General features: G+C 70.9%; 12 protein-coding genes. 6 read left to right on the top strand and 6 right to left on the bottom strand.

The genetic code is table 11. The annotated features are described in order from the left end of the window. Positions 1-824 precede the first annotated feature (824 nt). Together BLU79_RS08455 and BLU79_RS08460 are read right to left on the bottom strand one after the other, a co-directional pair. Positions 825-1,955: an adenylate/guanylate cyclase domain-containing protein gene (locus BLU79_RS08455; protein ID WP_093905036.1), complete on the bottom strand. Its 1,131-nt coding sequence runs from the start codon at positions 1,953-1,955 to the stop codon at positions 825-827. 143 nt (positions 1,956-2,098) lie between these two features. After that, complete coding sequence (locus tag BLU79_RS08460) at positions 2,099-2,959, bottom strand: biotin--[acetyl-CoA-carboxylase] ligase (protein WP_093905037.1); 861 nt, start codon at positions 2,957-2,959, stop codon at positions 2,099-2,101. A gap of 110 nt (positions 2,960-3,069) precedes the next feature. Here BLU79_RS08460 and BLU79_RS08465 point away from each other — a divergent pair, with 110 nt between their 5' ends. Together BLU79_RS08465 and BLU79_RS08470 are read left to right on the top strand one after the other, a co-directional pair. Continuing rightward, entirely contained in the window at positions 3,070-4,692 is a 1,623-nt protein-coding gene (locus BLU79_RS08465) for an acyl-CoA carboxylase subunit beta (protein WP_093905038.1), read from the top strand. A 17-nt stretch (positions 4,693-4,709) separates the two neighbouring features. Then, on the top strand, positions 4,710-4,919 hold the full coding sequence (locus tag BLU79_RS08470; RefSeq protein ID WP_093905039.1) for an acyl-CoA carboxylase epsilon subunit: 210 nt from the start codon (positions 4,710-4,712) through the stop codon (positions 4,917-4,919). Positions 4,920-4,950: 31 nt separating this feature from the next. Here the strand turns inward: BLU79_RS08470 and BLU79_RS08475 are convergent, their stop codons facing one another. Then, positions 4,951-6,090, bottom strand: coding sequence for an SGNH/GDSL hydrolase family protein (locus tag BLU79_RS08475; RefSeq protein ID WP_093905040.1), 1,140 nt, complete (start codon positions 6,088-6,090; stop codon positions 4,951-4,953). Between the two features lie 130 nt (positions 6,091-6,220). Between BLU79_RS08475 and mmpB the strand changes: the two genes are divergently transcribed. Both mmpB and BLU79_RS08485 read left to right on the top strand, forming a co-directional pair. Continuing rightward, on the top strand, positions 6,221-6,349 hold the full coding sequence (gene mmpB / locus BLU79_RS48910) for a morphogenic membrane protein MmpB (RefSeq protein ID WP_093905041.1): 129 nt from the start codon (positions 6,221-6,223) through the stop codon (positions 6,347-6,349). Between the two features lie 45 nt (positions 6,350-6,394). Continuing rightward, complete coding sequence (locus BLU79_RS08485; protein WP_093905042.1) at positions 6,395-7,015, top strand: Maf family protein; 621 nt, start codon at positions 6,395-6,397, stop codon at positions 7,013-7,015. On the opposite strand, the gene BLU79_RS08490 is transcribed toward BLU79_RS08485, so the two are convergent. After that, positions 6,984-7,484, bottom strand: coding sequence for a hypothetical protein (locus tag BLU79_RS08490; protein ID WP_093905043.1), 501 nt, complete (start codon positions 7,482-7,484; stop codon positions 6,984-6,986). The genes BLU79_RS08485 and BLU79_RS08490 overlap by 32 nt on opposite strands. Positions 7,485-7,860: 376 nt before the next feature. On the opposite strand from BLU79_RS08490, the gene BLU79_RS08495 reads away from it, so the two are divergent. Together BLU79_RS08495 and BLU79_RS08500 are read left to right on the top strand one after the other, a co-directional pair. Continuing rightward, a complete protein-coding gene (locus BLU79_RS08495) occupies positions 7,861-9,633 on the top strand; it encodes an acetyl/propionyl/methylcrotonyl-CoA carboxylase subunit alpha (RefSeq protein WP_093905044.1) in 1,773 nt (590 codons plus the stop codon). Positions 9,634-9,765: 132 nt separating this feature from the next. Continuing rightward, positions 9,766-10,386 carry a TetR/AcrR family transcriptional regulator gene (locus BLU79_RS08500; RefSeq protein WP_093905045.1) on the top strand — a complete coding sequence of 207 codons (621 nt, stop codon included), beginning with the start codon at positions 9,766-9,768 and terminating at the stop codon, positions 10,384-10,386. A gap of 110 nt (positions 10,387-10,496) precedes the next feature. Here the strand turns inward: BLU79_RS08500 and BLU79_RS08505 are convergent, their stop codons facing one another. Both BLU79_RS08505 and BLU79_RS08510 read right to left on the bottom strand, forming a co-directional pair. Further along, positions 10,497-11,447, bottom strand: a complete 951-nt coding sequence (locus BLU79_RS08505; protein WP_093905046.1) for a DeoR/GlpR family DNA-binding transcription regulator — start codon at positions 11,445-11,447, stop codon at positions 10,497-10,499. 166 nt (positions 11,448-11,613) lie between these two features. Continuing rightward, complete coding sequence (locus tag BLU79_RS08510; RefSeq protein ID WP_093905047.1) at positions 11,614-13,062, bottom strand: NAD(P)H-quinone dehydrogenase; 1,449 nt, start codon at positions 13,060-13,062, stop codon at positions 11,614-11,616. Between the last annotated feature and the right edge of the window lie 60 nt (positions 13,063-13,122).

A 13,122-nucleotide genomic window follows, 5' to 3' on the forward strand; every position in this document is an offset into this window, starting at 1 on the left:
CACCGCACCGCCGACGCCGGCGCATAGCGTGCGCGAACCACGGCGCGTTGGGGGCGCGAGCGCAGGGGAGGGGCAGCGATGGGTGGTACGGCGAAAGGGTCACCGGCGGAAGAGCCGGCACGGGAAGCCGAGACGCCCAGGACACCGCCGGCACTCTTCGGCCCCCGAGGCCGCCACCGCCGTCCGCGCCCCCGCAAGGTCCTCCTGGCCGCGGGAGGCCTCGCCCTGGCCGCCGGCGCCCTGAGCCTCGTACGCCTGACCCCGGACCCCGACATCACCGGTCTCGGCACCACGGAAACCGACCCCACCCCGGACCTGGCCACCGACACGGACACGGACGGCTCGGCCAACGCCGCCGCCACATTCCCGACACCCACCCCGCCCCCAAGCCCCTCGGCCACCTCGGCCATGGGCGGCCTGGGCACGACCCCGACAACGGGCACGATCGTCGTACCGACCACGAACGCGACCACTCCGCCGCTGCCCACTACGGCCGACACCGCGACGACCGACGCTCCGGCGGACACCCCCGCGCCCCGTCCACCGACGACCCACGCACCCCGACCGGCCCCGACTCCGGCACCCGGCCAGACAGCGACGAACCCCCCGGCCCCCCAGCCGACTCAGCCCGACGACAGCACAGTCTGCGTTCCGATCATCGGCCTATGCGTAGACCCGCCGACAGTCGGCGACTGACAAACGTCCAGCACTACAACGCCGCTTCTTCAGGGGCGCGGGGCTGTATCGATATGCGGCTCCGCCGCGTGGGCGCGACCAGCCACGACGAACCCGCAGCCGACAAACCACCCAAGGCCCAACGGCGCTCACTCGCCCCCGGCGGACGCCCTCCGCGTCAAAAGCCACGGCTCCACCACGCCCAACCCCCGCACCGGCCGCTGCCACATCGGCTGCAACGCAAACCGATACACCGGCGGCTCCTCCCCCTCTTTCTCCGCCGCCGCAGCCGCCTCCGCCGCCTCCGCCTCCGACACCGGCGCTTCACCCGTTCGGACGAGTTCCTCCGCGAACGCGCTGTCGACGAGCACGGCATCCCGCGGAGCTATCGACGTCAGCCGGGACGCAAGGTTCACGGTCGTACCGAAGACATCGCCCATCCGGGTGGTCACCGTGCCGAACGCGATGCCGACCCGCAGCTCGGGCATCGTCTCGTCGCCCGCCATCGTCTCGATGAGGCGCAGGGCGATCTCCGCGGCGATCCCGGCGTCGTCGGCCGCGTACAGCACCTCGTCGCCGAGCGTCTTGACCAGTCGTCCCCCGCGCGCGGCGACCAGGTCGGCCGCCGTGGTCTCGAAGGCCTCGACGAGTTCGCCGAGTTCCTCCTCCTCCATCCGGCGGGTCAGCCGTGTGAAGCCGACCAGGTCGGCGAAGCCCACGGCGAGGCGCCGGTCGACCATCTCCTCGTCGTCGGCGGCCTGGATGACCCGGCCGGCCGAGGCGGCGAGCTGACGCCGCCAGACGTAGACGAGGAACTCCTCCAGCTCGGGCAGGAGCAGTTCGATGATCGGGTACGTGACCTCGGTGCGGGTCATGCCCGGCTCCGGGGGCTCGGTCAGGCCCTCCAGGAAGGAGTCGATCTGCCACTCGGCCAGCCGGGCGGTGGTCTGCCCCGTCGACCGCGCCACCTGCACGGCCATGGCCTCGCTGAGCAGCCCCGCCTCGACGAGACCGGCGAGGCGCCTGAGCGCCAGTACGTCGGCCTCGGTCAGCGCCTTGGCCTGCCCGATGTCGGCGAAGCCCATGGCCCGCCAGAAGCGGGACGCCAGTTCCATGGAGACGCCCGCGCTGCGAGCGGCCTGAAACGGGGTGTAGCGCCGCTCGGCACCGAGGATGAGCTGTTCCAGACGCAGGGCGAGCGGATCCTCGCCGGGGTCGGCGGCGTGGGGGTCCACCCGGCCGTCCGCGCCCGTGCCGGAGCCCGAATCGTCGACGGTCACGCCTGCTGCCCTTCCGATCTGCCGCGGTCAGTAATCGACCGGCCTTCACTGTACGGCAGGTGTGGGCCACCTCACTCCGTAAGAGAAGGCCGACGGTGGTGTACCGGCCCTGGTGAGGGGCCGGACGGGCCGGGTCGGCGCCCTCACGCCAACCGCAGGTGCACGATGTCTCCCGCTCCCACGGGCTCCTGCACCCCGTCCCCCGTGGCCAGCACCAGCCGCCCGTCCCCGTCGATCGCGACGGCCTCCCCCGTGACCTCCCGCTCGCCCGGCAGCTCGGCCCGCACGACCCTCCCCAACGTCGCGCACCCCGCCGCGTAGGTCTCCTGCAGTCCGCTCACCACCGGGTCCCCCACCGCGGCCCGCCAGCGCCCGTACCACTCCTCCAGCGACCGCAGCACGGCCCGCAGCAGCGGATCCCGGTCCGTGCTGACGGCCCCGGCGAGCAGCAGCGAGCCCGCCTGGGGCACCGGCAGCTCGTCCTCACGCAGGGTGACGTTGATGCCGACCCCGACGACCACCCCGGCGTTCCCGGCCCGTTCCGCGAGGATCCCGCCGGCCTTGCGCTCCTCGCCGCCGACGGTCACCAGGAGGTCGTTCGGCCACTTGAGTGCCGTGTCGACGCCCGCCGACCGCGACAGCCCCGTCGCCACGGCGACCCCGGTGAGCAGCGGCAGCCACCCCCAGCGGGCCACCGGCACCTCGGCGGGGTTCAGCAGCACCGAGAAGAACAGCCCCGAGCGGGCCGGTGCCGTCCACTGCCGGTCCAGGCGTCCCTTGCCGGCCGTCTGCTCCTCGGCGACCAGGATCGCGCCCTCGCCCGCCTTGCCCCCGGTCGCCAGGTCCACCAGGTCGGTGTTGGTGGAGCCGGTGCTCGGCACCACCTCCACGTCGCGCCACAGCCCGCCCTCCCGAACGAGCCCGCGCCGCAGTGCGGCGGCGTTCAGCGGCGGACGGTCCAGGTCGGACCAGCGGCTGTCATCTGATGCATCTCGCGGCGTCATGCAAGCCACCCTAGGTGTGTGAAACGCCGCACTGCTGTTTCGTAGGCCCCCCACTACTCTACGGATGAGTAACCGTCCCCCCTTTTGAGCAGGCAGGGAGCGCCATCCCGATGTCCGAGCCGGAAGAGCGTCACGAGATCCAAGAGTCCTCAGGGATCGACATCCACACCACCGCGGGCAAGCTCGCGGATCTCCAGCGCCGTATCGAGGAAGCGACGCACGCCGGCTCCGCACGCGCCGTCGAAAAGCAGCACGCCAAGGGCAAGTTGACGGCCCGTGAGCGCATCGAGCTGCTCCTCGACGAGGGGTCCTTCGTCGAGCTCGACGAGTTCGCCCGGCACCGCTCCACCAACTTCGGCCTGGAGAAGAACCGCCCGTACGGCGACGGCGTGGTCACCGGGTACGGCACGGTCGACGGCCGCCCCGTCGCCGTGTTCTCCCAGGACTTCACCGTGTTCGGCGGTGCGTTGGGCGAGGTCTACGGCCAGAAGATCGTCAAGGTCATGGACTTCGCGCTGAAGACCGGCTGCCCGGTCATCGGCATCAACGACTCCGGCGGCGCCCGCATCCAGGAGGGTGTGGCCTCGCTGGGCGCGTACGGCGAGATCTTCCGCCGCAACACCCACGCCTCCGGGGTCATCCCGCAGATCTCGCTCGTCGTCGGCCCCTGTGCGGGCGGCGCGGTCTACTCCCCGGCGATCACCGACTTCACGGTCATGGTCGACCAGACCTCGCACATGTTCATCACCGGCCCGGACGTCATCAAGACCGTCACCGGCGAGGACGTCGGCTTCGAGGAGCTGGGCGGCGCGCGCACCCACAACTCGGCCTCCGGCGTGGCGCATCACATGGCCGGGGACGAGAAGGACGCCATCGAGTACGTCAAGCAGCTGCTGTCGTACCTGCCGTCGAACAACCTCTCCGAGCCCCCGGCGTTCCCGGAGGAGGCGGACCTCGACGTCACCGACGAGGACCGCGAGCTGGACACGATCGTGCCGGACAGCGCGAACCAGCCGTACGACATGCACGCGGTGATCGAGCACATCCTGGACGACGCCGAGTTCTTCGAGACACAGCCGCTGTTCGCGCCGAACATCGTCACCGGCTTCGGCCGGGTCGAGGGCCGTCCCGTCGGGATCGTCGCCAACCAGCCGATGCAGTTCGCCGGTTGCCTCGACATCGCCGCCTCCGAGAAGGCCGCGCGCTTCGTGCGCACCTGCGACGCCTTCAACGTCCCGGTCATCACCTTCGTCGACGTGCCCGGCTTCCTCCCGGGCGTCGACCAGGAGCACGACGGCATCATCCGCCGCGGTGCCAAGCTGATCTACGCCTACGCCGAGGCGACGGTCCCGCTCATCACGGTCATCACCCGCAAGGCCTTCGGCGGCGCCTACGACGTCATGGGCTCCAAGCACCTCGGCGCCGACCTCAACCTGGCCTGGCCCACCGCCCAGATCGCCGTGATGGGCGCCCAGGGCGCGGTCAACATCCTGCACCGGCGCACGATCGCCGAGGCGGAGGCCAACGGGGAGGACCTGGAGGCGGTGCGCGCCCGGCTGATCCGGGAGTACGAGGACACCCTCCTCAATCCCTACATCGCGGCCGAGCGCGGCTACATCGACTCCGTCATCATGCCGTCCGACACCCGCCGCCATGTCGTACGCGGCCTGCGTCAGCTGCGCACCAAGCGGGAATCCCTGCCTCCGAAGAAGCACGGCAACATCCCCCTCTAGGCCTGCTGGGAGCCACGATGAACATCAAGGTCCTACGGGGCAACCCGACACCGGAGGAGCTGGCCGCCGCACTGGCGGTGGTCCGCGCCCGCGCCGCGGCGGCGAGCACCCTCCCGCCCGGCGCACCCACCCCGCGCGACTCCTGGTCCGACCCGGCCCGCATCGCGGCACAGCGGCTGCCGCAGCCGGGGCCGACGACGTGGTCGCGCACGTACTGGCCCAGCTAGTTCGGATAGTTCAGATAGTTCTTCGGATAGTTCAGATAGTTCGGAGAACCGTCGACACGGCTTCGGCCATCACCTCGTATCCCGCGTCGTTCGGGTGCAGGTGATCGCCGAAGTCGTACGACGGGTGCAGTCGGTCGGTGTCCGCGGGGTCGGCCAGCGCCCGGTCGAGGTCCACCACCGCGTCGTACTCCCCCGAGCAACGGATCCACTCGTTCAGCTCGTGACTCACCTTGGCCGCGTGCTCACCCCAGTGGTCCGAGCCCCCGAACGGCAGCAGCGTCGCCCCGATCACCCTCAGCCCGGCCGCCCTGCCCTGCCGTATCAACTCCCGGTGCCCGGCGATGAGTTCCTCCGCCTCCACCACGGGCGCCGGCTTGTACGTCGGCTGCTCGTCCGTCTCGCTGAAGCCGATGTCGTTGAGGCCGAGCAGGACGACGAGCGTGTCCACGCCGACCTGGTCGAGGACGTCCCGGCGCAGCCGCCGGACGCCCCGCTCGCCATACCACGCGGAGTCGTTGAGCAGCAGGTTCCCGCCGATCCCCGCGTTGAGGACCGGCCGCCCCGCGCGCCGGGCGAGCGCGTCCGACCAGCGCCGGTTCGTGCCCGGTGTCGAGCCGAACCCGTCCGTGATCGAGTCGCCGAAGAGGGCGACGGCATCCGCGCGGCCGGCGTCGACCTCCACGGCCGACAGGAAGTACCAGGACTCGGTCGCGGCATCGAAGCCCTCACCGTCCGGGTCCGCCGACCGGTCGCCCTCACCCCGGTAGCCCGCCGTGAAGGCCTGCGCGTGGAAGGTCGCGGGGCCGGTCGCGGCGTCGAAGTACAGGGTCACGGTCACCGACTCCCCGGCGGCGACGGCGAGCGGGACATCGTCGCTGACGATCTCCCCGCGCGCCGGTATCCCGGCCTCGTCGGCGCCCGCGAAGGTGAGCCGGGTGAGCGACCCCGGCCGCACGTCGGCCCCGGCGGCCGTAACCCCCACGCTCGCCCCCGCGACCCGCACCGGCGAGGTGCCGTAGGCGTGGGAGAGCCGCACCCGCACCCGGCCACCCCCCGCCGACAGCCGTACGACCTGCCGCAGTGACTGGCGCCAGAAGCCCTCGCGGGACCAGTTGGGCGTGAAGCCCTCGCTGGGCGGCTGCGGTGACGCGATCCAGGAAGCGGTGAACATGGCACACCCTCCAGAGGTCATTAAACGGAACTGTAGCCCCATTAGCTAATGGCACGCTAGCACCGTTTGGAGGAAAGTTGAGTACGCGTACTCAGGCGCCGCCCCGGACCCCCGACCGACGATGGAAGGCATGCTGTGGTCCGACCCGGAGAACGAGCCGCCCAAGGAACTGCGCGACATGCAGGAGATGTTGCGGCGGCTGGGCGTTCTCATGGCGCTGGCCATGGTGCTCACGATGATCGTGCTCGGACTGTGGTGAATCCGGCTGCCGTGCGTCCGGCCGGGCCGCCGATACGCTGACCGCATGACTGATCAGCCGCGCCGCCGACTCGTCCTCGCCTCCCAGTCCCCCGCCCGCCTCAATCTGCTCCGCCAGGCAGGACTGGATCCCGAGGTCATCGTGAGCGGCGTCGACGAGGACGCCGTCACCGCGCCCACCCCCGCCGACCTGGCGCTGGCCCTGGCCGAGGCGAAGGCCTCCGTCGTGGCGGCGAAGCCGGAGGTCAAGGGCGCGATCGTGATCGGCTGCGACTCGGTCCTCGACCTGGACGGCGAGGCCCTGGGCAAGCCGGCCGACGCCGAGGAGGCCACGGCCCGCTGGAAGTCGATGCGCGGCCGGGCGGGCACACTGCAGACCGGCCACTGCGTCTACGACACCGTCACCGGCCGGTACACCTCCGCGACCGCCTCCACGGTCGTCCGCTTCGGCGAGCCGACCGACGAGGAGATCGCGGCGTACGTCGCCTCCGGCGAACCCCTCTACGTCGCCGGGGCGTTCACGCTCGACGGCCGCTCGGCGCCGTTCATCGACGGGATCGACGGCGACCACGGCAATGTGATCGGCATCAGCCTGCCGCTGGTGCGGCGACTGCTCGGCCAACTGGGCATCGGCATCACGGAGTTGTGGGCGCCGGCGGAGGGGTGACCGGGGAGCCCCCGGCCGGGGAGCCGTCGTCGCCCTTGTCCCCGTCGGGGACAGCGTCGGCGGGCCCCTCGGGCGCGCCCTGGGCGTCGTACGTCATGAGCAGCAGCACTATCAGGCCGAGGACGACCATCATGAACACGAACGCCGTCCAGCCCACCAGGCCCCAGGTGAGGGCGCCCAGCAGCCCGTGCACCACGGCCGCGCTGATCAGCAGGATGCGGCCGAGGCCGGCCGGGGCACGGTTGCGCAGGGCCACGAGCAGGGCGACCAGGCCGCACAGCGCGAAGTAGGCGCCGAAGACCAGGCCGCCGACCTTCGAGGACATCGACATCACGTCAGGGTCCAGGCCCGCCAGGGACATGTGCTGACCGTCGACGACATTCCCGAGGAGCCAGTTCAGCCCCGCGATGCCGAGCGCCTCGACGAAGAGCACGAGTGCCAACACCCACGCCACCGACCTGCGCACCATCCGGCCCCCACCCACTTTCGACTGCCGCCCAAGCCGGACGCCCGTTACTCCAAGTACGTTCGAGACATCGCGAACGCTACTAACGGGTAAACCCCGGGACAAGGGTTCGGGCAGGGGCAAAGAATCATTGGGCCATTCGTAGGGATTCCACAAAGAAACCAAGTGGCCCGCAGCACGTGATGACAGAGACCTTGACCACAGCGGAGGGCTAGGGTTTTCCGGGAGAGACCTGCGTGCCGAGGCGCGACATGGGATTTCGCGGGTCGAGCGAGCCCGGAGTCACGCTCCGTGTGGGCAAGCTCACCACCGGGGACGGGTCGATGTTGCGTGTCGGCAGTCCCTAAACTCGGCTTGTTTCAAGGAGGGAGCCTCAATCGTGCGCAAGGTGCTCATCGCCAACCGTGGCGAAATCGCTGTCCGCGTGGCCCGGGCCTGCCGGGACGCCGGGATCGCGAGCGTGGCCGTCTACGCGGACCCGGACCGGGACGCATTGCATGTCCGCGCCGCGGATGAGGCGTTCGCCCTGGGCGGTGACACACCGGCCACCAGCTACCTGGACATCGACAAGGTCCTCAAGGCGGCCCGGGAGTCCGGCGCGGACGCCATCCACCCCGGGTACGGCTTCCTCTCGGAGAACGCCGACTTCGCCCAGGCGGTCCTGAACGCCGGTCTGATCTGGATCGGCCCGCCGCCGCAGGCCATCCGTGACCTGGGTGACAAGGTCGCCGCCCGGCACATCGCCCAGCGCGCCGGCGCGCCCCTGGTCGCGGGCACGCCCGACCCGGTCGCCGGTGCCGACGAGGTCGTCGCCTTCGCCGAGGAGCACGGCCTGCCGATCGCGATCAAGGCGGCGTTCGGCGGTGGCGGACGCGGCCTGAAGGTCGCCCGCACCCTCGAAGAGGTGCCCGAGCTGTACGAGTCGGCGGTGCGCGAGGCGGTCGCCGCGTTCGGCCGCGGGGAGTGCTTCGTCGAGCGCTACCTGGACAAGCCCCGCCACGTGGAGACGCAGTGCCTGGCCGACCAGCACGGCAACGTGGTCGTGGTCTCCACCCGTGACTGCTCGCTGCAGCGCCGCCACCAGAAGCTCGTGGAGGAGGCCCCGGCGCCCTTCCTCTCCGACGAGCAGGTGGCCGAGCTGTACTCGTCCTCCAAGGCGATCCTGAAGGAGGCCGGCTACGTCGGCGCCGGCACGGTCGAGTTCCTCGTCGGCCTGGACGGCACGATCTCCTTCCTGGAGGTCAACACCCGCCTCCAGGTCGAGCACCCGGTCACCGAGGAGGTGGCCGGCATCGACCTGGTGCGCGAGATGTTCCGCATCGCCGACGGCGAGGAACTCGGCTACGACGACCCCGCCCTGCGCGGCCACTCCTTCGAGTTCCGCATCAACGGCGAGGACCCGGGCCGCAACTTCCTGCCCGCCCCCGGCACGGTGACCACCTTCGACGCGCCCAGCGGCCCCGGTGTCCGCCTCGACGCGGGCGTCGAGTCCGGCTCGGTCATCGGCCCGGCCTGGGACTCCCTGCTGGCCAAGCTGATCGTCACCGGCGCCACCCGCGAGCAGGCCCTGCAGCGCGCGGCCCGGGCGCTGGCCGAGTTCCAGGTCGAGGGCATGGCCACCGCCATCCCGTTCCACCGCGCGGTGGTGAAGGACCCGGCGTTCGCGCCCGAACTCACCGGCAGCGAGGACCCGTTCACGGTCCACACCCGCTGGATCGAGACCGAGTTCGTCAACGACATCAAGCCCTTCGCCGCCCCCACCGACACCGAGGCGGACGAGGACCCGGACCGCGAGACGATCGTCGTCGAGGTCGGCGGCAAGCGCCTGGAGGTCTCCCTCCCGTCCTCCCTCGGCATGACGCTGGCCCGCACCGGCCTCGCCGCCGGGGCCAAGCCCAAGCGCCGCGCGGCGAAGAAGTCCGGCCCCGCGGCCTCCGGCGACACCCTCGCCTCCCCGATGCAGGGCACCATCGTCAAGGTCGCCGTCGAGGAGGGCCAGGAGGTCAAGGAGGGCGACCTGATCGTCGTCCTCGAAGCGATGAAGATGGAACAGCCCCTGAACGCCCACAAGTCGGGCACCGTCAAGGGCCTGTCCGCCGAGGTCGGCGCCTCGCTCACCTCCGGCGCGGCCATCTGCGAGATCAAGGACTGACCGTACGACGATTTCCGTACGACATCCCGGGGCGCCCGGCGGACTGGAGCAGTGGTCCGCCGGGCGCCCCGTTTTCGGCTCGGTGGCATCCTGGAGGCACGCCGAGGGCGTGAGAGAGGGCAGGTGGAAGCCATGGTGGGCGCGACCTCACACGAGAGTGCGGGGCACGGGAGCGCGGCGGCGACGCCGGTCCAGCCGCGTGCCATGCGCGCCGACGCCCGCCGCAACTACGACCGGCTGCTCAGCGAGGCCCGCTCCGCCTTCGCCGAGCACGGCACCGACGCCTCCCTGGAGGACGTGGCCCGTCGGGCGGGCGTGGGCATCGGCACCCTCTACCGCCACTTCCCCAACCGCGACGCCCTGTTGAGCGCCGTCTTCGAGGAGGCGGCCGGCGACCTCCTGACCCGCTCCCGCGAACTCCTGCACGCCCCCGAGCCGTGCGCGGCCCTGGTGAAGTGGCTGCGCGAGATGGTCACCCACGCCGGCGAGTACCGCGGCCTGGCCCGCTCCCTGATGTCCGTCTCCTACGACACCACCTCGGCCCTGGCCCGCTGCAGCGGCCCGATCCGCGAGGCGGGCGGCGCACTGCTGGCACGCGCCCAGGAGGCGGGCACGGTCAGAAAGGACGTGGCGATCGGCGACCTCCTCCAACTCACCCACGCGATCGCGTTGGCGGCGGAGGAGACACCGGGGGACCCGGAACTGGCGGACAGGTTGCTGTACCTGACGCTCCGGGGTTTGAAGGACAGTTGAAACCAGTAGGCCCAGGGGCAGTGCCCTAAGGGGCGCGGGGAACTGCGCGATCAACCACACACAGCCCGCACCCGCGCGACAACGCAAACCCCTACGGCGAACAGGCGAACCTAACGCCGCCGCAGATCCGCAACGCGAGCCCGCTCAGCTCCCTGCTCACCCAGCACCGCCGCAGCAGCACTCCGCAACCCGGCCCCCGGCGGTTGCCCTCGCCGCGGCCCCGGCAGAGCAGGCCGCTGTTGACGCCGGGCCGGGACCTCCTCACCCCCCGGGTTCCCGCTCGCCCCCGCCACGGCGATCTGCACCCCTTGGTCGGCAAGAGCCTGCAGCTCGGTGTGGGCACGGTCGTCATGGCCCGGCGGCTCGTCGGTGACCAGTCGCGTGATGACATCCGTGGGCACCGTCTGGAACATCGTGTCCGTGCCGAGCTTGGTGTGATCGGCGAGGACGACGACCTCCGCGGCCGCCTGGACGAGCGCCCGGTCGACGGAGGCCGAGAGCATGTTGGACGTGGACAGCCCACGCTCGGCGGTGAGGCCGCTCCCGGAGATGAAGGCCCTCGACACGCGCAGCCCCTGCAGGGACTGCTCGGCACCGCTGCCGACCAGGGCGTAGTTCGAGCCGCGGAGCGTACCGCCGGTCATCACGACCTCGACCCGGTTGGCATGGGCCAACGCCTGTGCCACCAGCAGGGAGTTGGTGACGACGGTCAGACCGGGGACGCGAGCGAGCCGACGGGCGAGCTCCTGTGTGGTGGTCCCCGCCCCGACGACGATCGCCTCGCCCTCTTCCACGAAATTCGCGGCGAGGTCGGCGATGGCCGTCTTCTCGGCGGTCGCGAGATGTGACTTCTGCGGAAAGCCGGACTCCCGCGTGAACCCGCCCGGCAATACCGCACCGCCATGCCGGCGGTCGAGGAGTCCTTCTGCCTCCAGTGCGCGCACGTCCCGCCGTACGGTCACTTCGGAGGTCTGGACGACGCGGGCGAGCTCACGGAGCGACACGGCCCCGTTCGCTCGCACCATTTCGAGGATCAATTGGCGACGTTCTGCAGCGAACACGAAACTGACAGTAACCCCAACGACCGTCTGGTTTCAGCAGTTTGCGCCGAATAACAGAAGTTGTTCGCACGCGAGGGCAAGGAGTGGTATAGGGCCTAGTCCCGCCGCCTATGCCGTACGCATGCTCGACAACTCCCCGTGACCAGCGAGGAGTTGGTTCCGGCCGTCAGAGTTCGCCGCCGGACTTCCGCGTATGCAACTGCCGTGCCACCTCGGCGATCGACCCCGAAAGGGAGGGGTACACGGTGAAGGCGTTCGCGATCTGTTCGACCGTCAGATTGTTGTCGACCGCGATCGAGATCGGATGGATCAGTTCCGAGGCGCGCGGTGACACGACCACACCGCCGACCACGATGCCGGTGCCCGGACGGCAGAAGATCTTGACGAAGCCGTCCCGGATGCCCTGCATCTTCGCGCGCGGGTTGCGCAGCAGCGGCAGCTTGACGACCCGGGCGTCGATCTTGCCCGCGTCCACGTCCGCCTGGGAGTAGCCGACGGTGGCGATCTCGGGGTCGGTGAAGACGTTGGAGGACACGGTCTTGAGGTTCAGCGGGGCCACGGCATCGCCCAGGAAGTGGTACATGGCGATACGCCCCTGCATGGCGGCGACGGACGCGAGCGCGAACACACCGGTCACGTCACCGGCCGCGTACACACCCGGCGCGGTCGTCCTGGACACCTTGTCGGTCCAGATGTGCCCGGACTCGCGCAGCTTGACACCGGCCTCCTCCAGGCCCATGCCCTCGGAGTTCGGGATGGCACCGACGGCCATCAGACAGTGGGAGCCGCTGATGACGCGGCCGTCGGCGAGGGTGACCTCGACCCGGTCGCCGACCCGTTTGGCGGCGGCGGCGCGCGAGCGGGCCATGACGTTCATGCCGCGGCGTCGGAAGACGTCCTCCAGGACGGCGGCGGCGTCCGGGTCCTCGCCGGGCAGCACGCGGTCCCGGGACGAGACGAGGGTGACTCGCGAGCCGAGCGCCTGGTAGGCACCGGCGAACTCGGCGCCGGTGACACCCGAGCCGACCACGATGAGCTCCTCGGGCAGCTCGTTGAGGTCGTAGACCTGGGTCCAGTTGAGGATGCGCTCGCCGTCGGGCTGGGCGTCGGGCAGCTCGCGCGGGTGACCGCCGGTGGCGATGAGGACGGCGTCGGCGGTGAGGGTCTCCTCGGTGCCGTCGGCGGCGCGGACGACGACCTTGCGTGACCCGTCGAGGCCCTGCATGCCCTCCAGCCGGCCGCGGCCGCGAAGGACCCTGGCGCCGGCGCGGGTGACGGAGGCCGTGATGTCGTGGGACTGGGCGAGCGCGAGCCGCTTGACACGCCGGTTGACCTTGCCCAGGTCGACGCCGACGACCCGGGCGGGCGTGTCGACGTGCGGGGTGTCGTCGGCGACGATGATGCCCAGCTCCTCGTACGAGGAGTCGAAGGTGGTCATCACCTCGGCCGTAGCGATAAGGGTCTTCGACGGCACGCAGTCGGTGAGTACCGACGCCCCGCCCAGACCGTCGCAGTCGACGACGGTCACCTCCGCGCCGAGCTGGGCGGCCACCAGGGCCGCCTCGTATCCGCCGGGTCCGCCACCGATGATCACGATCCGAGTCACGTACTCCATTGTCACGCACGCCTCACGGTGGTACTGCCTGGGGGCCCGCCCGAGACACCACTGTTACGG

It is taken from the genome of Streptomyces sp. cf386 (genome assembly GCF_900103585.1).
In the GTDB taxonomy this organism is placed as follows: domain Bacteria; phylum Actinomycetota; class Actinomycetes; order Streptomycetales; family Streptomycetaceae; genus Streptomyces.

Coding starts and splice junctions, on each gene's coding strand:
- BLU79_RS08460 (WP_093905037.1), bottom strand. CDS start 2,959: ATGACGCCGCGAGATGCATCAGATGACAGCCGCTGGTCCGACCTGGAC.
- BLU79_RS08465 (WP_093905038.1), top strand. CDS start 3,070: ATGTCCGAGCCGGAAGAGCGTCACGAGATCCAAGAGTCCTCAGGGATC.
- BLU79_RS08470 (WP_093905039.1), top strand. CDS start 4,710: ATGAACATCAAGGTCCTACGGGGCAACCCGACACCGGAGGAGCTGGCC.
- BLU79_RS08475 (WP_093905040.1), bottom strand. CDS start 6,090: ATGTTCACCGCTTCCTGGATCGCGTCACCGCAGCCGCCCAGCGAGGGC.
- mmpB (WP_093905041.1), top strand. CDS start 6,221: ATGCTGTGGTCCGACCCGGAGAACGAGCCGCCCAAGGAACTGCGCGAC.
- BLU79_RS08485 (WP_093905042.1), top strand. CDS start 6,395: ATGACTGATCAGCCGCGCCGCCGACTCGTCCTCGCCTCCCAGTCCCCC.
- BLU79_RS08490 (WP_093905043.1), bottom strand. CDS start 7,484: ATGGTGCGCAGGTCGGTGGCGTGGGTGTTGGCACTCGTGCTCTTCGTC.
- BLU79_RS08500 (WP_093905045.1), top strand. CDS start 9,766: ATGGTGGGCGCGACCTCACACGAGAGTGCGGGGCACGGGAGCGCGGCG.
- BLU79_RS08510 (WP_093905047.1), bottom strand. CDS start 13,062: ATGGAGTACGTGACTCGGATCGTGATCATCGGTGGCGGACCCGGCGGA.